The following is a 21,922-nucleotide window of genomic DNA, read 5'->3' on the forward strand; positions in this document are numbered from 1 at the left end:
TTATCCTCGAATCGCCCAGAAAGCCAGGTTCAGGCCGGGGAATTCACCGGCAATGTGGAAGGCGAAGCCGCCGGAACGGCTCAGCTGCTGCCAGTGGTCGCTGCCGCGGTCCAGCTCGTAGTAGGTCGAGCCGACGTGGAACGGCAGCTGGCGTGGCGCCACCGGCAGCGGCAGCAGGCCAATGCCGGGCAGTTGCAGGTTGACCAGGTCGCGGATGTGCTCCACCGAGCCGACCTTGCTCTGCTGGCCGAAGCGCGCGCGCAGGGTTTCGCCGGGGATGTCGGCGCGCACCACGAGGATGAAGCTGGCGTTGTCCAGCAGGGTCTTGTCGGCCAGCATCGCCACGTGCACGCCGTAGGCCTTCTCGACGATGGGGATTGGCACCGCCTTGCTGTCGATCAGCATCGACAGCGCCTCGCGCAGCGCCTGCATCACCGGTGCGAAGCTGACCTGCAGGTCGTCGTGCTGGTAACGCGGGAATTCCTGCGGGCGATGCTCGCGGGTAGAGAAGGTGGCGAACTCACCGGCCAGGCTGACCAGTTCGCTGTAGAAGCGCTCCGGGTGCAGGGGCGCCAGTTGGCCGAGGTGCTGGACCAGCGGCTCGGCGCGGTTGACCAGCTGCAGCAGCATGAAGTCGGCGATTTCCGAAGCACCGCCCGCGCCGGAGGCCACCACGCGACCGGCCAGGGCTTCGCCGCGCTGACGCAGCAGGCCCTGCAGCTCGCTGCGAAAGGCGCTCAGCGGGCGGCTGGCGGCCACATCCAGCAGCGGTGGAATGTACTGTTCGTCGAGCAGCAGCACGTTGTCGGCACGCTTCTCGGTAACGCGCACCACGCCGAGTACCGCGTAGTCGCTCAGGCCGTCCTTCTCGGTGAGCAGACGCAGCGCTCGCGCGCCCACCGCCACCGGCACGCGGCTCTCGAACGCGGCGTTGTCGTCACGCACTTCGCGCACCTGGCTCAGGTAACGCGCCGCACCGGGCGTCTCGCCCTCTTCCACGGTGTCGCGCACGCCGGCACGGCGCAGTGGCAGGCCCAGGTACACCAGACCGTCGCGCACGTTGTCGTCCAGCGCGATCGGGCTCGGCGCCGGGTCGTCGTGGGGAATGTTGAACGGCGTGCCGTCGGGCAGCAGGCCGCGCGCGGCGACGATCGCCAGCTTGCCCTGTGCCAGCAGGCCCTGGTCGATGAGCAGCTCGGAAAAGCCCCAGCCGGCGGCCGACAGCGGACGGCTGCGGGCGTCGATCAGGTTCTCCAGGTAACGGTCATGCTGCTGGAAGTGCTGGGTTCCGATGAACATGCCTTCCGACCAGACCACACGATTGTTCCAGGACATGACTTCTCCGATTGCCTTATTGAGCGGTGCGGGTTGCGGGGTTCACGGCATCGCTGCGCACCGCCTGCGCATCGAGGTCGATCCGGTATTGCTGGCCCTGGCGCGGCGAGACGTCGAGCACCGTGCGCCAGCGCGCGCGGTCGATCTCGCGGTAACCCACCACCAGGCCCACATGGCGGGTCGCCGGATTCAACGGGCGCACCACGCTGCGGGTTTCACCGGGGCGCAACAGCACTTCGTCCTGGTCCACCAGGTCCGGCCCCAGGGTCTGCGCGGCGCGCTCGGCCAGGGCGAAGTAATCGGCACGGCTGAAGGCGGCGGCGTTCTTCAGTTCGAAGATGCGCACCCGCACCGGGGCCGGCTGGCCGGTGGCGCCGGGGTTGAGTGCGGCACTGGCATGCAGGTCGAGGGTCACGGCGCGTTCGGCTTCGCCTGGCGTCTCGGGCGCGGGCGTGGAACAGGCGCTGAGCAGGCTGGCCAGCAGGAAGATTCGGGCAACGGAGGCGAGCATCTGGGTTCTCACGGCGGGATTCTCAGGAGCGCCGCAAGCGTTCGCTGTGCGCTTCATAGGCACGGCTGAACTCGCGACCGAAGAGGTCCTGGAAGTCGTCTTCGGCTTCCTGGGAAATACGCTCATACAAGGCGGTGAACTGCTGCCAGTACTGCGCCTGCCGCGAGCCGCCCAACAGGCCCGACAAGCCGCCAGGCTTGCCCATGCGCGCCTCCAGCTCGGCAGGCGCGAAGCGCTTGAGCAGGTGCTTGATGGCCGCCTCGACACCGGCCATCACCGCCAACTGGTGGGCGCGCAGGTCATCGAAGCTGTCCTGGATCGCCTGTTCCGGGCCCATGAAGGCGTTGTTGCCATGGCGCAGCAGCAACAGCAGGGCTTCATCGGCGTTGGGGGCGAACTTCAGCGGGTTGTTCTCGACCGGGCGGATCATGGTCTGCTGCATGCGGAACTCGCCCTTGAGGCTGCTGCGCGCGCGCAGCACGTCGATCAGGCCTTCGACCATCAGCCGGTAGCTGCGCCCGATGGCCTCAATCTGCGCTTCGGCCTGCTGAGTATCGACACGCAGCTGGTCCAGGCCGGCACCGCGCAGGAAGGCCTGCAACAGCACATCGGAAGCCCCGGCGCCGGGTGGAGGGCTGACGGGCTGCGGTGCAGCGGCTACCGCAACGGGCTCGACGGCCAGCGGCTCGGCGACCGGCAATGGCGCCACCTCAGGCAATGGCTCGGTAACCACTGGAGGCACAGGCTCGAAAACCGGCGCCGGTTCCGCTGCCGCTGGCGGCACTTGCGGTGGCTGCGGCTGCGGCTGCGGCTGCGGGGCAATGATGTCGGCGAACGGGTCCCAGTCATCTGGAATCAGCCCGGCACCGCCAGGCGCGGCGGCAGTCGGCGGGGGCGCAGGTGTTGCAGGCTTGTCGAGGTGCACCGGGGTGGGCGGCCGGAAGTCATGCTGGCGGGCCGGTACATGGTCCGGCTGGGTCGCCGGCGCCACGCTGGAAGGACCGAGGAAATCGAACAGGTCGGGGAATGTGTCCTGAGCCGAACCACCCTGCAGATGCGCCATGCCGGAAGTCACCGCCGGCGCACCCGACGAAGGCTGCCATTGGCTGTCCTGGCGGCTCATCAACGCCTCGAAGCTGTTCGGCGCTTCAACAGACGAGGCACCGGGCTCGGCCAGGTGCATGGCGAAATCGATGCGCACGCGAATCTCGTATTCGCCAATACGGATGAGTTCACCATCCTGCAATACTTCGCTGTTACCGCGACGCAGGCGCACGCCCGCCTGTACTAGCTCAACGCCATTAGTGCTGGTGTCGGTGAGATAATAGCGGCCGTCCTTATATTGAATGACGCAATGCCGCGAAGATACCAACCGCTCTGGATCGGGAAGTACCCAGTCATTCTCTTGACTACGGCCAATTGCCATCACACCGCTGTCCATGCTCTTTTCAGCGCATTGACCCGGTGTAATCTTGTGGTAACTAGTTATGGTCAAGCACAGCGACATGGTGCCTCCCTGCCTATATCGCACATCAACTTTCGCCGCCCATGAATGCTTCGTGATCGAGGCCAGACAAGCCCTCGAACCGAAAGTTCAATAAATTTCCCACTTTGCCCGATCAGGACTTAGGGCAATTGGCGCGCCATGATAATCATGCCGACACCCGCGATGTCAAAATAACATGCACACTGTTACGCTCATCACAATCACTGGCCTATCGCCCATATACACGGCTTGACAAGCCCTGTGCGCTACTTCAAAAATGCACAACTCCGTTATTTGTGTGATATCAGGTTGCCATTAACTAACCATGCGCGACATCCACACTAAAAAATGGTTCAAAAAAATTTCTTAACCGGCTGCAAGACATCATCTGAGTAGATAAGGAGATCAGGTTTGGTGGATGTCTCATTGTTGCTTTCCGCTGTTTCAGCCAACTCCCCTTGCGGTGAAGACCTGGAATACGACGCGGATTTCCTGCAACTCGAACGTGATGCGCTGGGCAAGCCCGAGCGCGTCATGGGCGATGCCGTGCAGCCGGCAGAACCTCCGCCGTGGCGCCAGATGGAGCAGGCCAGCGTGGCCCTGCTGCAGCGCAGCAAGGACCTGCGCATCACCCACTACCTGGTCCAGAGCGCGCTGGCCCTGGACGGGCTACCCGGCCTGGCCAACACCCTCGAACTGGTCGAGCAACTGCTGCGTCAGTACTGGGCCGAGCTGTACCCACTGCTCGATGCCGATGACGACAACGACCCGACCCTGCGCATCAATGCCCTTTCCGGCCTGGCCTGCGACACCAACCTGCGCCTGCTGCGCGAAAGCCCCCTGGTACGTTCCCGCGCCTTCGGCACCCTGAGCCTGCGCGCTGCGCTGCACGCCTGCGGGCTGCAAGTGTCCGCTGACGAAAACCTGGGCCTGGATACCTTCAACGCGGCCCTGCGCGACAGCGATCCGCAGAGCCTGCAGGAAACCCGCGAGGCCCTGAGCCTGGCCCTGGCCCGCGCCGCCAGCATCGAAGCCATCGTCAATGAGCAGGTGGGTTCGGCCCAGGGCGTGGACCTCTCGGCGCTCAAGCAGCCGCTGCGCCAGGCCCTGCAGGTGCTGGGCGAAGCCGCCCCGGCCGATGAGCCGGACGCCGCCCCGGCAGCAGCAGCCGAGCCTCTGGGCGACAGCCCGGCCCTGGCGCCTGCGCCAGCGCGCCCGACGGTCAGTGGCGAGATCAACAACCGCGATGACGTGCTGCGCAGCCTCGACCGCCTGCTGGCCTACTACGCCCGCCACGAGCCCTCCAGCCCGCTGCCGGTGCTGTTGAACCGCGCCAAGGGCCTGGTCAACGCGGATTTCGCAAGCATCGTGCGCAACCTGATTCCCGACGGCATGTCCCAGTTTGAGAACCTGCGCGGCCCCGAGGCTGACTGACCCGCCCAGCGGATCAGCGCCGGGCCGCGCAGCCCGTTATAGGCATCGACGCCAACACCGTCGCAGCAGCGACCAGGAGGAGCAACGTGGCGAAAACCAGTTCGCAGAAATTCATTGCGCGCAACCGTGCGCCCCGCGTGCAGATCGAATACGACGTGGAACTGTACGGTGCCGAGAAGAAGGTCCAGCTGCCCTTCGTCATGGGCGTCATGGCCGACCTGACCGGCAAGCCCGCCGAACCCCTGGCGCCCGTGGCCGAGCGCAAGTTCCTGGAGATCGACGTCGACAACTTCGACTCGCGGCTCAAGGCACTGCAACCGCGTGTGGCCTTCCACACCCCCAACGAGCTGACCGGCGAAGGCAACCTGAGCGTCGACATCACCTTCGAGAGCATGGACGACTTCAGCCCGGCCGCCGTGGCGCGCAAGGTCGACTCGCTGAACCAGCTGCTCGAAGCCCGCACCCAGTTGGCCAACCTGCTGACCTACATGGACGGCAAGACCGGTGCCGAAGAGATCATCCTCAAGGCCATCAAGGACCCAGCGCTGCTCCAGGCCTTGGCGAGTGCGCCCAAGCCCAAGGACGACGCCGAGCCCAACGCCTGATCAGGACCCACGACCATGACCGAACAGCTGCGCGACAACCAGGCCCAGGCGGCCACCCAGGAACAGACCAGCGAATTCGCTTCGCTGCTGCTGCAGGAATTCAAACCCAAGACCGAGCGGGCCCGCGAAGCGGTGGAAACCGCCGTGCGCACCCTGGCCGAACAGGCTCTGGCGCAAACCGACCTGGTGTCCAACGACGCCATCAAGTCGATCGAATCGATCATCGCCGCCATCGACGCCAAGCTCACCGCCCAGGTCAACCAGATCATCCACAACCCGCAGTTCCAGCAGGTCGAAAGCGCCTGGCGCGGCCTGCACTACCTGGTGAACAACACCGAGACCGATGAGCAGCTGAAGATTCGCGTGCTGAACATCTCCAAGCCGGAGCTGCACAAGACCCTGAAGAAGTTCAAGGGCACGGCCTGGGACCAGAGCCCGATCTTCAAGAAGATGTACGAGGAAGAGTACGGCCAGTTCGGTGGCGAGCCCTACGGCTGCCTGATCGGCGACTACTACTTCGATCAGTCGCCACCGGATGTCGAGCTGCTCGGCGAGCTGTCGAAGGTCTGCGCGGCGATGCACGCGCCGTTCATCTCTGCCGCCTCGCCAACCGTCATGGGCATGGGCTCCTGGCAGGAACTGTCCAACCCGCGCGACCTGACCAAGATCTTCACCACCCCCGAGTACGCCGGCTGGCGCTCGCTGCGTGAGTCCGAAGATTCGCGCTACATCGGCCTGACCATGCCGCGCTTCCTGGCGCGCCTGCCCTACGGCGCCAAGACCGACCCGGTAGAAGCCTTCGCCTTCGAAGAAGACACCGACGGTGCCGACAGCGCCAAGTACACCTGGGCCAACGCCGCCTACGCCATGGGCGTGAACATCAACCGCTCGTTCAAGCACTACGGCTGGTGCTCGCGCATCCGTGGCGTAGAGTCCGGCGGCGAGGTCGAGAACCTGCCGGCGCACACCTTCCCCACCGACGACGGTGGCGTGGACATGAAGTGCCCGACCGAGATCGCCATTTCCGACCGCCGCGAGGCCGAACTGGCGAAGAACGGCTTCATGCCGCTGCTGCACAAGAAGAACACCGATTTCGCGGCGTTCATCGGTGCCCAGTCGCTGCAGAAGCCGGCCGAGTACGACGACCCGGACGCCACCGCCAACGCCAACCTGGCCGCGCGCCTGCCTTACCTGTTCGCCACCTGCCGCTTCGCGCATTACCTCAAGTGCATCGTTCGCGACAAGATCGGCTCGTTCAAGGAGAAGGACGACATGCAGCGCTGGCTGCAGGACTGGATCCTCAACTATGTCGACGGCGACCCGACCCACTCCACCGAAACCACCAAGGCCCAGCACCCGCTGGCCGCCGCCGAGGTGGTGGTCGAGGACGTCGAGGGCAACCCTGGCTACTACACCTCGAAGTTCTTCCTGCGTCCGCACTACCAGCTCGAAGGCCTGACCGTGTCGCTGCGCCTGGTGTCCAAGCTGCCATCGGCCAAAGGCGCGTAATGATCTGCCGGCCTGGCGGACCGCACCCGCCAGGCCTGTTCACAACTTCACCCAGCGGCCCATGCCGCATCAGGAGAAACCATGGCTGTCGATATTTTCATCAAGATCGGTGATATCAAGGGCGAGTCTCAGGACAAGACTCACAAGGACGAAATCGAAGTGCTGAACTGGAGCTGGGGCATGTCCCAGTCCGGCAACATGCACACCGGCACCGGCGGCGGTGCGGGCAAGGTCAGCATCCAGGACCTGTCGCTGACCAAGTACGTCGACAAGGCGACCCCCAACCTGATGATGCATTGCTCCAGCGGCAAGCACGTCGACAAGGTCACCCTGACCGTGCGCAAGGCCGGCGGCGACAACCAGGTCGAGTACCTGATCATCAACCTCGAAGAAGTACTGATTTCCTCGCTGAGCACCGGCGGCTCGGGCAGCGATGATCGCCTGATCGAGAACGTCACCCTGAACTTCGCCAAGGTCAGCGTCGACTATCAGCCGCAGAAGGCCGATGGTTCGAAGGAAGGCGGCCCGATCAAGTACGGCTGGAACATCCGCTCCAACGTCAAGATGTAAGCCCCTCGCCCCCGGCCGTGTGCCGGGGGCGATTGGCATCAGGGTTCCATGCAGAAAGGACAACACGTCATGGCCAAGCCTTCGTTCATCAATCTGTTGGCCGCCTATCAGAAAATCATGAAGGAGTACCCCGCCGGGAATCCTTGTGATGGCGGTTGGGATAATCAATGCGCCATTCGAATGAGCATTGCGTTATCGGACGAACTCACGATCAGAGTGAACAAGTCGACCTACAGCGATCCCAAGTGCGCTCATGGACACGCACGCGGCGCAGAATCGCTCGCCAACTGGCTGTGGAAACACCACCTGGGCCGCCCGACAGTCCTGGGTGGCAGCATCGAAGAACGGAAAAAGCTCGCTCAGAAAACCGGCATCATTTTTTTCAAGGATTGCTTTTCCCGCGCGGGAGAGTCCTTCGAGAACAGAAGTGGCGACCACATCGATGTCTGGAACCGAGGCAAGACCCAAACCTTCGATGACCCGACTTTTCGTTCCAGACAGGTCTGGTTCTGGGAGCTGTCATGAACCGCAACCTTCGTGGAGCCCTCTTGCTGAGCGCTTTGTCGCTGAGCCTGCCGGCTTGCGCCGGGCAACCTGAAGACGCGCCGCTGAATGAGTCGGCATCCGTCTCTCTGAGCGGCATGACGCTGACCTTGCAGGATCAGAATCGCCACTGCTCCTTGCGCAAGGACGACGGCAGCCTGCTGTCACTGGAAATCCCCTGGCCCTGCGCATTCAGCCAGGACCGCAACGGGCAGCCACGGGTTGAGAAGTTCAACCAGGGCTCGGAGATCGTCATTGTCTATCACGCTGTGCCGGAGCCTGCCCCGAGCCATGCCTGCGACACCCAGTTCCAGGCCGTGCGCCTGATGAAAGGGCAGCTGGAGGCCTCGATGGTCGCGCGCAACGCCATGTGCATGAAGGGCGTGATCGATCAGAAGAACTTCGTGGCGCTCTTCGATTGGTAAACCCCATGACCCCACGCGAACGCCTGCAGCCCTCCCTGCTCGACCGTCTGACCGACGACGAGCCCGGCAACCCGCAGGAAAGTGCCGACCGCCGCGTGCTCTCGCTCAATCAGCTCAAGGCCTCGGTGCTGCGCGACCTGACCTGGCTGCTCAACACCACCTCGCTGCTGGATGCCGACGACACATTGAACACCCCGGCCGGCACCTCGGTGGTCAACTACGGCCTGCCGGCGCTGTCCGGCACCAGCGTGTCGAGTGTCGACATCGCCGTGCTGGAAAGCCTCATCCACCGCGCCATCACCACCTTCGAGCCGCGCATCCTGGCGCACACCGTGCGGGTGCGTGCGCATCTAGGCCACGAACAGATGAACCACAACGCCCTGAGTTTCGAGATCCAGGGTGACCTCTGGGCGCAGCCGGTAGCCCTGCCGCTGCTGCTGCGCACCGAGCTGGACCTGGAGTCCGGCCACGTGCAGGTCCTGCCTGCCGACCAACGGAGACGCTCATGAACCCACGCCTGCTCGGGCTCTACAACCAGGAGCTGCAGCACATCCGGGAGAGCGCCCAGGAATTCGCCCGTGAATATCCGAAGATCGCCGGGCGCCTGACCCTGGCCGGCCTGGACTGCGCCGACCCCTACGTGGAGCGGCTGCTGGAAGGCTTCGCCTACCTGACCGCGCGGGTGCAGCTCAAGCTCGATGCCGAGTACCCGACCTTCACCCATAACTTGCTGGAAATCGCCTACCCGCACTACCTGGCACCGACCCCGTCGATGACCGTGGTGCAGATGCACGCCGACCCGGACGAAGGTTCGCTGGCCGACGGTTTCCCGCTGCCGCGCGGCAGCGTGCTGCGTGCTGCCCTGGGCCGCGACTCGCAGACCTCCTGCGAATACCGCACCACCCAGCAGGTGCAGCTGTGGCCGCTGCAGGTCAGCCAGGCCGAGTACTTCGCCCAGCCAGCCACCGTGCTGGGGCGCCTGGCCGCCAGTGAACCCAAGGCCAAGGCGGCGCTGCGCTTCACCTTGCGCACCGGCGCAGAGCTGCCGTTCAACAGCCTGGCGCTGACCAACCTGCCGCTGTACCTCCACGGCGCCGACGAACTGCCGCACCGCCTCTACGAGCAGTTGCTGGGCAATGCCTGCGCGGTGTTCGCCCGTCAACCGGGCAGCGACTGGGTCGAGCGCCTGCCGATCGATACCCTGCGCCCTTGCGGTTTCGACGACGCCGAGGCCGCCTTGCCGGTGGTGCCCCAGGCCTTCCAGGGCTACCGCCTGCTGCAGGAGTACTTCGCCCTGCCGCAACGCTTTCTGTTCGTCGACTTCAGCGGCCTGGAGCGCGCGGTCAAACGCTGCAACGGCCAGGAGCTGGAACTGATCGTGCTGTTCGACCGCCTGGACCCGAACCTGGAGAACAGCGTCGGCCGCGAGCAACTGGTGCCCTTCTGCACCCCGGCGATCAACCTGTTCCCGCGACGCCTCGACCGCATTCACCTCAGCGACCGGGTGCACGAATACCATGCCATCGCCGACCGTACCCGGCCGATGGACTTCGAGATTCATTCGATCACCGGGGTCACCGGGCATGGTACCGGCCCCGACCAACCGTTCCTGCCGTTCTACGCGGTGCGCGACCCGTCGCGCTATGGCCGCGACAAGGCCTACTACATCCTGCGCCGCGAACCCCGCGTGCTGTCCAGCGAACAGCAGCGCAGCGGCACGCGCTCCAGCTACGTGGGCAGCGAGACCTTCGTCAGCCTGGTCGACAGCCAGCAAGCGCCATGGCGCCACGACCTGCGCCAGCTGGGCCTGACGGCGCTGTGCACCAACCGCGACCTGCCGCTGTTCATGCGCCTCGGTGGCGCCAGCGATTTCACCCTGGCCGACAGCGCACCGGTGTCGGCGATTCGCTGCCTGGCCGGCCCCAGTCGCCCGCGTGCCAGCCATGCCCACGACAACAAGGCCTGGCGGCTGATCAGCCAGCTGTCACTGAATCACCTGTCACTGGCCGAACAGGGCCAGGGCGCGGCGGCGCTGCGCGAAATGCTGCGCCTGTACGGCGATGACCAGGACGCCGCGCTGCAACTGCAGATCGAGGGCCTGCGCGAGGTCAGCAGCAAGCCGGTGACCCGCCGCCTGCCGATGCCGGGGCCGATCGTCTTCGGTCGCGGCCTGGAGATCACCCTGGAATTCGACGAGAACGCCTTTCGCGGCAGTGGCGTGTTCCTGCTCGGGGCCGTGTTCGAACGCTTCCTGGCACGCTACGTGTCGATCAACAGCTTTACCGAAACGGTGCTGCGCAGCACCGAACGCGGCGAGATCATGCGATGGAAAGCCAAGCCCGGTCGGCGTCCGACCCTATGAACACGCTGGAGGCCATGCAGGACAAGCCCTGGGAGTACGACTTCTTCCAGGCCCTGCGGCGCATCGAGTGCGAAAACCCCGACCTGCCACGCCTGGGCCATTCGCTGCGCCTGGAAGACGACCCGGTGCGCCTCGGCCAGCGCCAGGAAAGTACCTTTGCGCCCTCGACCCTGGCCAGTGCGCAGCCCGCCAGCGATGACGCCGCCGCGCGCCTGGAGCAGTTCTTTTTCGGCCTTGGCGGCCCCAACGGCCCGCTGCCGCTGCACCTGACCGAGTACGTGCGCGAGCGCCAGCGCAACCATGCCGACACCGCCAGCAAGCGCTTTCTCGACGTTTTCCACCACCGCTTGCTTAGCCTGTTCTACCGCGCCTGGGCCGAGGCCCGGCCTACCGTCAGCCACGACCGCCCGGACGACGACTACTGGTCGGGGCGCCTGGCCGCGCTGTGTGGCCGGGGCCTGCCGGGGCAACTGGAGCAGGGCGAACTGCCGGGCACCGCGATGCTGCACTACAGCGGCCACCTGGCAGCACAGACCCGCTACCCGGACGGCCTGCGGGCGATTCTCGGCGAGTACTTCGGGCTGCCGGTGAGCATCGAGGAATACGTCGGCCAGTGGCTGGAACTGCCTGAACGCAGCCGGGTCGGAGTGACGTCCAACCGGCTGGGCATTGACCTGTGCCTGGGCAGTCATGTCTGGGACCGCCAGCACAAGTTCCGCATTCGCCTGGGGCCGCTGAAGCTCGACGACTACATGGGCATGCTGCCCGACGGCCAGCCGTTCCGTGAACTGGTGGCCTGGGTCACCGAGTACCTGGGCCACGAACTGGACTGGGACCTGAACCTGGTGCTGGAACAACCCGAGGTTCCACGCCTGCAACTCAACGGCCGCCAGCGGCTGGGCTTCAACACCTGGCTGGGCACTCCGGAAAAGGACGCTGACGACCTGATCCTGGCCCGCCACTACGCCGACCAAAGCGGCGCGACACCCACCTCAAGGACCTGAACAAGATGAGTGAAATCAGTCGTGCCGCGCTGTTCGGCAAACTCAACAGCGTCGCCTACAAGGCCATCGAGGCCGCCACGGTGTTCTGCAAGCTGCGCGGCAACCCCTACGTGGAGCTGGCGCACTGGCTGCACCAGTTGCTGCAACTGCAAGACAGCGACCTGCACCGCATCGTGCGCCAGTTCAACGTCGAGCCGGCACGCCTGGCCCGTGACCTGACCGACGCGCTGGACCGCCTGCCACGCGGCTCGACCTCGATCACCGACCTGTCCTCGCACGTCGAGGAAGCCGTGGAGCGCGGCTGGGTGTACGGCAGCCTGATGTTCGGCGAAAGCCAGGTGCGTACCGGCTACCTGCTCATCGGCATCCTCAAGACCCCGAGCCTGCGCAATGCGCTGCTGGGATTGTCTGGCGAGTTCGCCAAGCTGAAGATCGAAAGCCTCACCGAGCGCTTCGACGAGTACGTTGGCGACTCGCCGGAGAATGCCCTCGCCGCCACCGACGGTTTCAATGCCGGTGCCGCACCGGGCGAAGCCAGCGGCGCCATGGCACCGAGCGCGATGGGCAAGCAGGAAGCCCTGAAGAAATTCACCATCGACCTCACCGAGCAGGCGCGCAACGGCGAGCTGGACCCCATCGTCGGCCGCGACGAGGAAATCCGCCAACTGGTGGACATCCTCATGCGCCGTCGGCAGAACAACCCGATCCTCACCGGCGAGGCCGGGGTGGGCAAGACCGCCGTGGTCGAAGGCTTCGCCCTGCGCATCGTCGCCGGCGACGTACCGCCGGCGCTCAAAGACGTTGAACTGCGCAGCCTCGACGTCGGCCTGCTGCAGGCCGGGGCGAGCATGAAGGGCGAGTTCGAACAGCGCCTACGCCAGGTCATCGAAGACGTGCAGGCCTCGCCCAAGCCGATCATCCTGTTCATCGACGAAGCCCACACCCTGGTCGGCGCCGGTGGCGCGGCGGGCACCGGCGATGCCGCCAACCTGCTCAAGCCGGCCCTGGCCCGCGGCAGCCTGCGTACCGTGGCGGCGACCACCTGGGCCGAGTACAAGAAGCACATCGAGAAAGACCCGGCCCTGACCCGGCGCTTCCAGGTGGTGCAGGTCGACGAGCCGTCGGAAGACAAGGCGCTGCTGATGATGCGCGGCGTGGCCTCGACCATGGAGCAGCATCACCAGGTGCAGATCCTCGATGAGGCCCTGGAAGCTTCGGTGAAGCTGTCGCACCGCTACATCCCGGCGCGCCAGCTGCCGGACAAATCCGTCAGCCTGCTCGACACCGCCTGCGCCCGCGTGGCGGTGAGCCTGCATGCGGTGCCGGCCGAGGTCGACGACAGCCGTCGGCGCATCGAGGCCCTGGAAACCGAGCTGCAGATCATCGCCCGCGAGCACGCCATCGGCGTCGACACGGGCAGCCGCCAAGCCAACAGCCAGGCGCTGCTGGACGCCGAGCGCGAACGGCTGGTCGGGCTGGAAGCGCGCTGGGCCGAAGAAAAGGGCCTGGTCGACGAACTGCTGGCCCTGCGTGCGCAACTGCGCGACAGCGTTGGCGTGGTGGACAGCGACACCCCGGCCGAACAAGGCCAGGCGCTGCGCGAGCAACTGGTCGAGCTGCAACGGCGCCTGAGTGCGCTGCAGGGCGAGAACCCGCTGATCCTGCCCACCGTGGACTACCAGGCGGTGGCCTCGGTGGTGGCCGACTGGACTGGCATTCCGGTGGGGCGCATGGCGCGCAACGAGCTGGAAACCGTGCTCAACCTCGACCAGCACCTGAAGAAACGCATCATCGGCCAGGACCATGCGCTGCAGATGATCGCCAAGCGCATCCAGACGTCCCGCGCCGGCCTCGACAACCCCAGCAAGCCGATCGGCGTGTTCATGCTCGCTGGCACCTCCGGGGTGGGCAAGACCGAGACCGCCCTGGCCCTGGCCGAAGCCCTGTATGGCGGCGAACAGAACGTCATCACCATCAACATGAGCGAGTTCCAGGAAGCCCACACCGTGTCCACCCTCAAGGGCGCGCCACCGGGCTACGTGGGTTATGGCGAAGGCGGCGTACTCACCGAGGCGGTGCGCCGCAAGCCGTACAGCGTGGTACTGCTCGACGAGGTGGAGAAAGCCCACCCGGACGTGCACGAGATCTTCTTCCAGGTGTTCGACAAGGGCGTGATGGAAGACGGCGAAGGTCGCCTGATCGACTTCAAGAACACGCTGATCCTGCTCACCACCAACGCCGGCACCGAGCTGATCGCCCACCTGTGCCAGGACGCGCAGAACGTGCCCGACCCGGAGGACATCGCCAAGGCGCTGCGCCAGCCGCTGCTGGAAATCTTCCCGCCGGCCCTGCTCGGCCGCCTGGTGACCATCCCTTACTACCCGCTCAGCGACAGCATGCTCAAGGCCATCACCGACCTGCAGCTGGGGCGCATCAAGAAGCGCGTGGAGAGCACCCACAAGGTGCCGTTCGACTACGACGACTCGGTGATCGACCTGATCGTTTCGCGCTGCACCGAAACCGAAAGCGGTGGGCGGATGATCGATGCGATCCTGACCAACACCCTGCTGCCGGACATGAGCCGCGAGTTCCTGACCCGCATGCTCGAAGGCCAGCCACTGGCCGGCGTGCGCATCAGCCAGCGCGACGGGCAACTGCATTACGAATTCGCTGATGTGCAATGAGTGATGAGTAATGAGTGCGAATAATCATGCTCAAACAGTTTCTGATCGTGTTCGTGGTCGGTCTGCCGTTCGCGATCCTCTACAGCGCGCTGGAATACTACCTGCCCGGCACCTGGTGGCCCGCCGGTATCGTCATCACCCTGATGCTGCTCGGGCGTGTCGGCCTTTACCTGTACCGGCGCTCGAAAGGCATCCACGACACCTGGCTGGACTCGTGAGCCGCGGAATGGTTTGCGGCTGAAGCCGCACCTGCCGGGGCATCACTGCCAGCACTACAGCGCTCCTCGATGAGAGAAAACCGATGAATTTCCAGCAACTCACCCGCATGGCCCAGATCACCAGCCCGCTCGGGCCGGATGTGCTGTTGCTCAAGGACATGACCGGCGGCGACGAGCTGGGGCGGCTGTTCCATTACGAGCTGCAGCTCACCGCCCGTGACGGCTCGCTGGACCTCAACCAGCTGCTCGGCAAGCCCATGAGCCTGTCGCTGCAACTGCCCGGCGGTGGCCAGCGGCATTTCCACGGTATCGTCGCGCGCTGCAGCCAGAACGCCGATCAGGGCCAGTTCGCCAGCTACCAGGTGACCCTCAAGCCCTGGCTGTGGCTGCTCAGCCGCACCTCCGACTGCCGGATCTTCCAGCACCAGAGCGTGCCGCAGATCATCAAGCAGGTGTTCCGCGACCTGGGCTTCTCCGACTTCGAAGACGCCCTTAGCCGCCCCTACCGCGAGTGGGAGTACTGCGTGCAGTACCGCGAGACCAGCCTGGATTTCGTCAGCCGGCTGATGGAGCAGGAAGGCATCTACTACTTCTTCCGCCACGAGAAAGACCGCCACGTGCTGGTGCTGGCCGACGCCTACGGTGCGCACCAGAGCGCCCCGGGCTATGCCTCGGTGCCCTACTTTCCACCGGACGGCCAGCACCGCGAGCGTGACCACTTCAACCACTGGCGCCTGGCCCAGGAAGTCCAGCCCGGTTCGCTGGAACTCAACGACTATGACTTCCAGCGCCCCAGCGCGCGCATGGAAGTGCGCTCGGCCATGCCGCGCCCGCACAGCGCCAGCGACTACCCGCTGTACGACTACCCCGGCGCCTACGTGCAGAACCAGGACGGCGAGCACTACGCCCGCACCCGCCTGGAAGCCCTGCAGAGCCTGCACGAGCGTGTCGAGCTGGGCGGTAACGCCCGCGGTATCGGCGCCGGCCATCTGTTCAGCCTCACCGGCTTCGGCCGCCAGGACCAGAACCGCGAGTACCTGGTGGTCACCGCGCAGTACTTCATCGCCCAGGAAAGCCTGGAGACCGGCGAAGGCGGCGGTTTACAGGTCGAAGTGGCCCTGACCTGCATCGACGCCCAGCAGAGTTTCAAACCCCTGGCTACCACCACCAAGCCGCTGGTGCAGGGCCCGCAGACCGCCCGGGTGGTCGGACCCGCCGGCGAGGAAATCTGGACCGACCAGTACGGCCGGGTGAAGGTGCATTTCCACTGGGACCGCCATGACCAGTCGAACGAGAACAGCTCGTGCTGGATTCGCGTGTCGCAGGCCTGGGCCGGCAAGAACTGGGGCTCGATGCAGATCCCGCGCATCGGCCAGGAGGTGATCGTCAGTTTCCTGGAAGGCGACCCGGACCGGCCGATCATCACCGGCCGGGTGTACAACGCTGAGCAGACCGTGCCCTACGACCTGCCCGCCAACGCCACGCAGAGCGGCATCAAGAGCCGCTCCAGCAAGGGTGGCACGCCGGCCAACTTCAACGAAATCCGCATGGAGGACAAGAAGGGCCAGGAGCAGCTGTTCATCCACGCCGAGCGCAACCAGGACATCGAGGTGGAGAACGACGAAAGCCACTGGGTGGGTCACAACCGCACCAAGGTGGTCGACCACACCGAGACCGTCACCATCGGCGTCAACCGCGTGCGTGCGGTGAAGCACGATGACGTGCTGCTGGTGGGTGCGGCGAAGAGCGACAGCATCAGCCGCAGCTACCTGATCGAGGTTGGCGAGAACCTGCGCCTGGTGTGTGGCAAGAGCGTGCTGGAACTCAACGCCAGCGGGCAGATCAACCTGACCGGGGTGAACATCAATTTCTACGCCAGCGAAACGGCGCTGTTCAACACCGGCGAGATCCTGCACCTGAACAACGGCAGCGGCCAGGGCACCGGTCCCAATGGCCAGGGCGAGCAGAGCAAGATCGACGCCGCCGTGCAGCAGATGTTCCCCAAGCCCAAAGGTCAGTAACCCGCACAGGAATCCGCTTCGATGACGTACCGCCTCAACGAATTCAGCTTCGCCCTGCCCGATGACCAGGTGCAGGATTCGACCATCAACATTCTCAAGTTCGGTGAACTGGGTACCTCGCTGATCGTCAGCCGCAGCCTGCTGGCCGACGGCGAAAGCCTTCAGGAGAACTTCGCCACCCAGCTCGAACGCCTCGGCCAGCAGGTCCAGGATCTGCGCCACGACCCGGTGCAGACCCTGCATGTGGGCCGCCAGCAGGAAGTGGAAGCCCTCGAATGGCGCAGTCAGTTCAGCAAGGGCAACGAGCAGGTGTTCCAGTACCAGCTGGCGCTGGTGCTGCCGGGCACCCGGCGCATGCTCGCCCTCAGCTACGTCAAGGCGCAGCCGCTGGGCAGTGCCGAGGCGGCGCACTGGGCGGCCATCAAGCAATCGCTGAACTTCGACGTCAGTCCTTGAACCGCCAGCCGCCTGCCGTGATGAGCCTCGTACATGTCTGACGCCGCGATCTGGGCCGCCCGCCTGGGCGATGGCCTGGAGCACACCTCGATGATGGCCGACATCGTCGGCGGTGTGCTGGAAGTGGCCGCCAACGTTGCCATCGGCGCCCTGGCCACCGCTGCCGTGGTGGCCGCCACCGGCATCACCGTGGCCACCGGCGGGCTGGGTGCCTGCGTGCTGGGTGCGGTGGTCGGCCTGGTGGTGGGTGTGGTGATGGCCAAGACCGGCGCCGACACCGGCCTGTCGCGCTTGTGCGAAAGCATCGGCAACGGCCTGTTCCCGCCCAGCATCCAGGCAACCATCACCACCGGCTCGAAAGACACCCACACCAACAACCTGCCTGCAGCCCGCGCCGCCGGCTGGGTGCCGCCGGGCGTGCAGGTGAGTGAGGAAGAAGACCCGGAGGCCGACGCCAGCTACTGGGACATGGCGAAGAATTTTTTCTCGCAGATGTGGCGGCCTACCGTCGCTGTACCGGCACCCGGCGCGCAACCGCTGCCCGAGGACGAGATCACCTGCACCAAGCACCCGCCCATGCCGCCGCAGTACCTGGCCGAGGGCTCGGACAAGGTGACCATCAACGGCCAGCCAGCGGTGCGCAGCGGCGACCGCAGCACCTGCGAGGCAGTGGTGGTGTCGGCCGGGCCGATCTCACCGGACGTGCGCATTGGTGGCGACAAGCTGGTGGTGCGCGAGATCCGCAGCGGCAAGACCCCCGGCGTGGGCCTGGCGGTCACCGTGCTGATGATGCTCAAGGGCAGCAAGGGCAAGTTCCTCAGCAACCTGCCGTGCATGCTGCTGGGCGCGGTCAACGCCTTCGTGGTCGGCCAAGCCACCAACGCGCTGACCCGCGCCATCGTCGGTTCGCCCAACCCGGTGCATGCACCCACCGGCGCCAAGGTGCTGGGCGAAGACGACGAGCTGGACTTCGTGCTGCCGGCGCTGCTGCCCATCGACTGGCAGCGCGTCTACAACAGCCACGACGCACGCTGCGACGGGCTGTTCGGCGCCGGCTGGAGCGTCGCCTACGAAGTCAGCGTAGAGATCCTGGCACATGCCGACGGCGGCGAGACCCTGCTGTACATCGACGAACAGGGCCGGCGCATCGACATGGGCGTCATCCCCCTGGGCGGCGCGACCTTCAGCGCCGGCGAGGGCTTGTGCGTACGTCGACACGCCAGCGGCCAATTGCTGATCGAGAGCGATGACGGCCTGTACCGGCTGTTCGAACCCAGCCCGCTGGACCCTCGCCGCTTGCGCCTGACCCTGCTGGGCGAGCGCAACGACAACCGCATCCACCTCGACTACGACGACCAGGGCCGCCTGCGGCGCCTGCGTGACAACCACAGCCAGGTGCAGGTCGAACTGGGCTACAGCGAGCGCTGGCCGGGGCGGGTCAGCCACATCGAGCGCCTGTACCCCGACCAGGAGCGCGAGGTGCTGTGCCGCTACGCCTACGACGCCCAGGGCGACCTCGCCGAGGTATACGACGCCAACGGCCAGCTGCGCCGCCGCTTCGCCTACGACCAGGGCCGGCGGATGATCGAGCACCAGCGCCCCGGCGGCCTGCGCTGCTTCTACACCTGGGGCTGGGTGGACAACCGTGAATGGCGGGTGGTGCGGCACTGGACCGATGACGGCGACGAGTACCACTACGACTACGACCTGCAGGCCGGGCGTACCACCGTACGCGACGGCCTGGGCCGCAGCAGCACGCGGGTGTGGAACGCCCAGCACCAGGTGACCGAATACCGCGACCACCTCGACCATACCTGGCGCTTCGACTGGGACGACGAGCGCCAGCTGATCGGCGCCACCGACCCACAGGGTGGCCAGTATCGCTTCGACTACGACGACGCCGGCAACCTCACGGCCAGCCTCGACCCGCTGGGCCGCCGCACCTCGACCCTGTGGCTGGAACACTGGGCCCTGCCGCTGGCCGAAACCGACGCCGCCGGCCAGACCTGGCAATACCGCTACGATGCGCGCGGCAACTGCATTCGCGAGACCGACCCGCTCGGCCAGGCCACCCGTTACCGCTACGACGCCCACGGCCAGGTGGTGGAGATCATCGACGCCGCCGACAAACGCAAGCAGCTGCAGTGGAACGCCTTCGGCCAACTGGTGCAGCACACCGATTGTTCGGGTTACCCGACGCACTTCGCCTACGACCGGCGCGGCAACCTGCAAAGCGTCACCGACGCCTTGGGCGAGCGCACCCTGTACCACCACGATGCCCAGGGCCGCCTGCTGGGCAGCGAACAGCCGGACGGCCGCACCGAGCAGTACCAGCGCGATGCCAGCGGCCAACTGGTGGGCTTTACCGATGCCGCCGGCTACACCACCCGCTACCGCTATGACCGTCGCGGCCAGGTGCGCCAGCGCCTCGACAGCCAGGGCCGCCAGGTGCAGTTCGACTACGACGCCTACGGGCGGCTGCTGGCGCTGGGCAACGAGAACGGCGAGTACTACCGCTTCGCCTGGGATGCCGCCGACCGTCTGGTCGAGCAGCACGACCTGGACGGCGCGCGGCGTTGCTACGCCTATGACGCCTGTGACCAGCTGACCCGCGTCGAGCATCATCCCGCAGCGCTGGCCAGCGCCGTCGCGGTGGCCGTCGCGCCTGTACCGGCGCCTCTGGTGCAGACCCTGGAACGTGATGCCGCTGGCCGCCTGCTGCGCCGCCGCAACGCCGACGGCTGCACCACCTATCGCTATGACGCGCTGGACCGCATGACCGAGGTGACCTTCACCGACCTGGCCGGCGAAACGCAGACCCTCGGGTTCGCCTACGACGCCCTTGGCCAGTTGGTCGAAGAGCGCAGTGGCGCCGGAACGCTGTGCCACCAGCACGACGAGCTGGGCAACCTGATCCAGACCCAACTGCCCGATGGCCGCCTGCTCAACCGCCTGTACTACGGCAGCGGTCACCTGCACCAGATCAACCTCGACGGCCAGGTGATCAGCGACTTCGAGCGCGACCGCCTGCACCGCGAAGTGCTGCGTACCCAGGGGCAACTGACCACCCGCAGCCTCTACGACCGCGCCGGTCGCGTGCGTTCGAGGCTGCGCGGCCCGGCCATGCAGGCCCCGCAATTGCCGGCCCAGGCCGAAGACGATTACCAGTACGACGCCATCGACAACCTGGTGGGCAAGCAACGCCGTGACCGCCAGGCGCCCGGCGATGCTCGGCAACTGCTGGGCTACGACAGCACCGGGCGGATCATCGCCAGCCAGGACAGCCCCAGCGGCTATAGCGAAACCTTCGCCTGGGACGCCGCGGCCAACCTGCTGGATGCCCCGCGCAGCGGCGGCCTGGTGCGGCATAACCGTCTGCTCACTTACCAGGACAAACGCTACCGTTACGACGCCTTCGGCCGCATGGTCGAGAAACGCAGTGCCCGGCATGGCGTGCAGCAGTTCAGCTACGACGCGCAGAGCCGCCTGGTGGAAGTGCGCAACGCCAACGGCAACCGCGTGCGCATGCACTACGACCCGCTGGGCCGGCGCATCGCCAAGACCGAGCTGCACGCCAGCGGCCTGGTGCTCGGCGAAACCCGCTTCATCTGGGATGGCATGCGCCTGCTGCAGGAGCAGCGCAACCACCTCACCAGCCTGTACCTGTACAACCAGGGCAGCTTCGAACCGCTGGCGCGGGTCGACGGACTGGGCGCGCAACAACGGGTGCGCTATTACCACAACGACCCCAGCGGGCTGCCGCAGCAGCTGACCGACCGCGACGGCCAGAGCGTCTGGCAGGCGCAGTATCAGGTATGGGGCAATACCCTGCGCGAGACCCGCGCCGCGCATTACGTCGAAGAACAGAACCTGCGCTTCCAGGGCCAGTACCTGGACCGCGAGACGGGCCTGCACTACAACACCCTGCGCTTCTTCGACCCGGACATCGGCCGCTTCACCACCCAGGACCCCATCGGCCTGGCCGGCGGCCTGAACCTCTACGCCTACGCACCGAACCCGCTGGGCTGGGCCGACCCGCTGGGGCTGAGCAAGTGCGGCACCTCCAGCCGCAAACGGCCACCGGGGCCGACCCTGGACAAGCGCACCACCGACAGCTTCACCAACGGCAAGTACACCAACCGCCAGCTGACCCGCAACGAGCGCTACTACAAGTACCATGGCGTGGATAACCGCACCGGCCGCAAGGTGTCGTGGCTGACCAACCAGAAGTACACCTCCGAGGACGCCCTGCGCCGCGACCTGGCGATCCGCCACGACTGGGGTGTGAAGATCACCAAGGTGTCGGAGTTCGAAGTGCCCAAGGGCACCTGGGTCAGCGAAGGGCCGGCGGCCCTGCAGGGTCCAGGCCTCGATTACCCCGGTGGCGGCTATCAGGCTGTCATCACCAACCTGCCCCGCGCGTGGGTGCTCAAGACCACAGGAGTCCCCTGGTAATGCCTTTGCAAGAATTGCTCGACGCCCTGGACACCCTGATCCAGGCCCTGAACAAAGCCGGCAAGCCGCCGGCCGCCTTCTTTGCCGACCGCGCCGCCGAACTGCGCCAGGCCAGCCCGGGCGATGCTGGTGTACGCGACAACCTGCAGGCGCTGGCGACCTGCATGCCGATGGCCCAGTACGGCGACTTTTCCCTGGAAGAGGAAGCGCTGCTGGGCAAGGTCGTCGACCTGGCCGGCGATTGCCTGAAAGCCCTCCCCTGAGCCGATGCAACAGGACCTGACGTCATGGAACGACGCCTTGC

Annotated in this window: 18 protein-coding genes; 15 read left to right on the forward strand and 3 right to left on the reverse strand. The window is 66.0% G+C overall.

Translation table 11 applies throughout. The annotated features are described in order from the left end of the window. From tssK to tagH, 3 genes are read right to left on the reverse strand one after another with little or no spacing between them, the layout of a single operon-like run. Positions 1 to 1,335, reverse strand: coding sequence for a type VI secretion system baseplate subunit TssK (gene tssK / locus RRX38_RS15355; RefSeq protein ID WP_315959805.1), 1,335 nt, complete (start codon positions 1,333 to 1,335; stop codon positions 1 to 3). A gap of 16 nt (positions 1,336 to 1,351) precedes the next feature. Beyond that, a complete protein-coding gene (tssJ, locus tag RRX38_RS15360) occupies positions 1,352 to 1,846 on the reverse strand; it encodes a type VI secretion system lipoprotein TssJ (RefSeq protein WP_295472321.1) in 495 nt (164 codons plus the stop codon). Between the two features lie 22 nt (positions 1,847 to 1,868). Continuing rightward, entirely contained in the window at positions 1,869 to 3,353 is a 1,485-nt protein-coding gene (tagH, locus tag RRX38_RS15365) for a type VI secretion system-associated FHA domain protein TagH (protein WP_315959806.1), read from the reverse strand. Positions 3,354 to 3,746: 393 nt separating this feature from the next. On the opposite strand from tagH, the gene tssA reads away from it, so the two are divergent. From tssA to RRX38_RS15440, 15 genes are all read left to right on the forward strand, one after another. Then, positions 3,747 to 4,766 carry a type VI secretion system protein TssA gene (gene tssA, locus RRX38_RS15370; protein WP_315959807.1) on the forward strand — a complete coding sequence of 340 codons (1,020 nt, stop codon included), beginning with the start codon at positions 3,747 to 3,749 and terminating at the stop codon, positions 4,764 to 4,766. Positions 4,767 to 4,852: 86 nt separating this feature from the next. Beyond that, positions 4,853 to 5,371 carry a type VI secretion system contractile sheath small subunit gene (gene tssB, locus RRX38_RS15375; protein ID WP_295472318.1) on the forward strand — a complete coding sequence of 173 codons (519 nt, stop codon included), beginning with the start codon at positions 4,853 to 4,855 and terminating at the stop codon, positions 5,369 to 5,371. 15 nt (positions 5,372 to 5,386) lie between these two features. Next, positions 5,387 to 6,880 carry a type VI secretion system contractile sheath large subunit gene (gene tssC, locus RRX38_RS15380; protein WP_315959808.1) on the forward strand — a complete coding sequence of 498 codons (1,494 nt, stop codon included), beginning with the start codon at positions 5,387 to 5,389 and terminating at the stop codon, positions 6,878 to 6,880. 81 nt (positions 6,881 to 6,961) lie between these two features. After that, entirely contained in the window at positions 6,962 to 7,450 is a 489-nt protein-coding gene (locus RRX38_RS15385) for an Hcp family type VI secretion system effector (RefSeq protein ID WP_295472316.1), read from the forward strand. Between the two features lie 69 nt (positions 7,451 to 7,519). Further along, entirely contained in the window at positions 7,520 to 7,975 is a 456-nt protein-coding gene (locus tag RRX38_RS15390; protein WP_315959809.1) for a type VI secretion system amidase effector protein Tae4, read from the forward strand. Next, positions 7,972 to 8,418, forward strand: coding sequence for a hypothetical protein (locus RRX38_RS15395; RefSeq protein ID WP_315959810.1), 447 nt, complete (start codon positions 7,972 to 7,974; stop codon positions 8,416 to 8,418). The genes RRX38_RS15390 and RRX38_RS15395 overlap by 4 nt, the downstream gene beginning before the upstream one ends. Positions 8,419 to 8,423: 5 nt before the next feature. Then, entirely contained in the window at positions 8,424 to 8,927 is a 504-nt protein-coding gene (gene tssE / locus RRX38_RS15400) for a type VI secretion system baseplate subunit TssE (RefSeq protein ID WP_295472313.1), read from the forward strand. Beyond that, complete coding sequence (tssF, locus tag RRX38_RS15405; RefSeq protein ID WP_315959811.1) at positions 8,924 to 10,780, forward strand: type VI secretion system baseplate subunit TssF; 1,857 nt, start codon at positions 8,924 to 8,926, stop codon at positions 10,778 to 10,780. Before tssE ends, tssF begins: the two co-directional genes overlap by 4 nt. Next, positions 10,744 to 11,784, forward strand: coding sequence for a type VI secretion system baseplate subunit TssG (gene tssG / locus RRX38_RS15410; protein WP_315959812.1), 1,041 nt, complete (start codon positions 10,744 to 10,746; stop codon positions 11,782 to 11,784). Before tssF ends, tssG begins: the two co-directional genes overlap by 37 nt. 5 nt (positions 11,785 to 11,789) lie before the next feature. Next, a complete protein-coding gene (gene tssH, locus RRX38_RS15415) occupies positions 11,790 to 14,468 on the forward strand; it encodes a type VI secretion system ATPase TssH (protein ID WP_315959813.1) in 2,679 nt (892 codons plus the stop codon). Positions 14,469 to 14,494: 26 nt separating this feature from the next. Next, complete coding sequence (locus tag RRX38_RS15420; protein WP_315959814.1) at positions 14,495 to 14,686, forward strand: hypothetical protein; 192 nt, start codon at positions 14,495 to 14,497, stop codon at positions 14,684 to 14,686. Positions 14,687 to 14,769: 83 nt separating this feature from the next. Next, a complete protein-coding gene (locus tag RRX38_RS15425) occupies positions 14,770 to 16,707 on the forward strand; it encodes a type VI secretion system tip protein VgrG (RefSeq protein ID WP_315959815.1) in 1,938 nt (645 codons plus the stop codon). Between the two features lie 21 nt (positions 16,708 to 16,728). Continuing rightward, complete coding sequence (locus RRX38_RS15430; protein ID WP_315959816.1) at positions 16,729 to 17,163, forward strand: DcrB-related protein; 435 nt, start codon at positions 16,729 to 16,731, stop codon at positions 17,161 to 17,163. Positions 17,164 to 17,196: 33 nt separating this feature from the next. Beyond that, positions 17,197 to 21,618: an RHS repeat-associated core domain-containing protein gene (locus RRX38_RS15435; RefSeq protein WP_315959817.1), complete on the forward strand. Its 4,422-nt coding sequence runs from the start codon at positions 17,197 to 17,199 to the stop codon at positions 21,616 to 21,618. Then, positions 21,618 to 21,881, forward strand: a complete 264-nt coding sequence (locus RRX38_RS15440; protein WP_315959818.1) for a hypothetical protein — start codon at positions 21,618 to 21,620, stop codon at positions 21,879 to 21,881. Before RRX38_RS15435 ends, RRX38_RS15440 begins: the two co-directional genes overlap by 1 nt. Positions 21,882 to 21,922: the final 41 nt, after the last annotated feature.

The organism is Pseudomonas sp. DTU_2021_1001937_2_SI_NGA_ILE_001, assembly GCF_032463525.1.
Taxonomy (GTDB): Bacteria; Pseudomonadota; Gammaproteobacteria; order Pseudomonadales; family Pseudomonadaceae; genus Aquipseudomonas.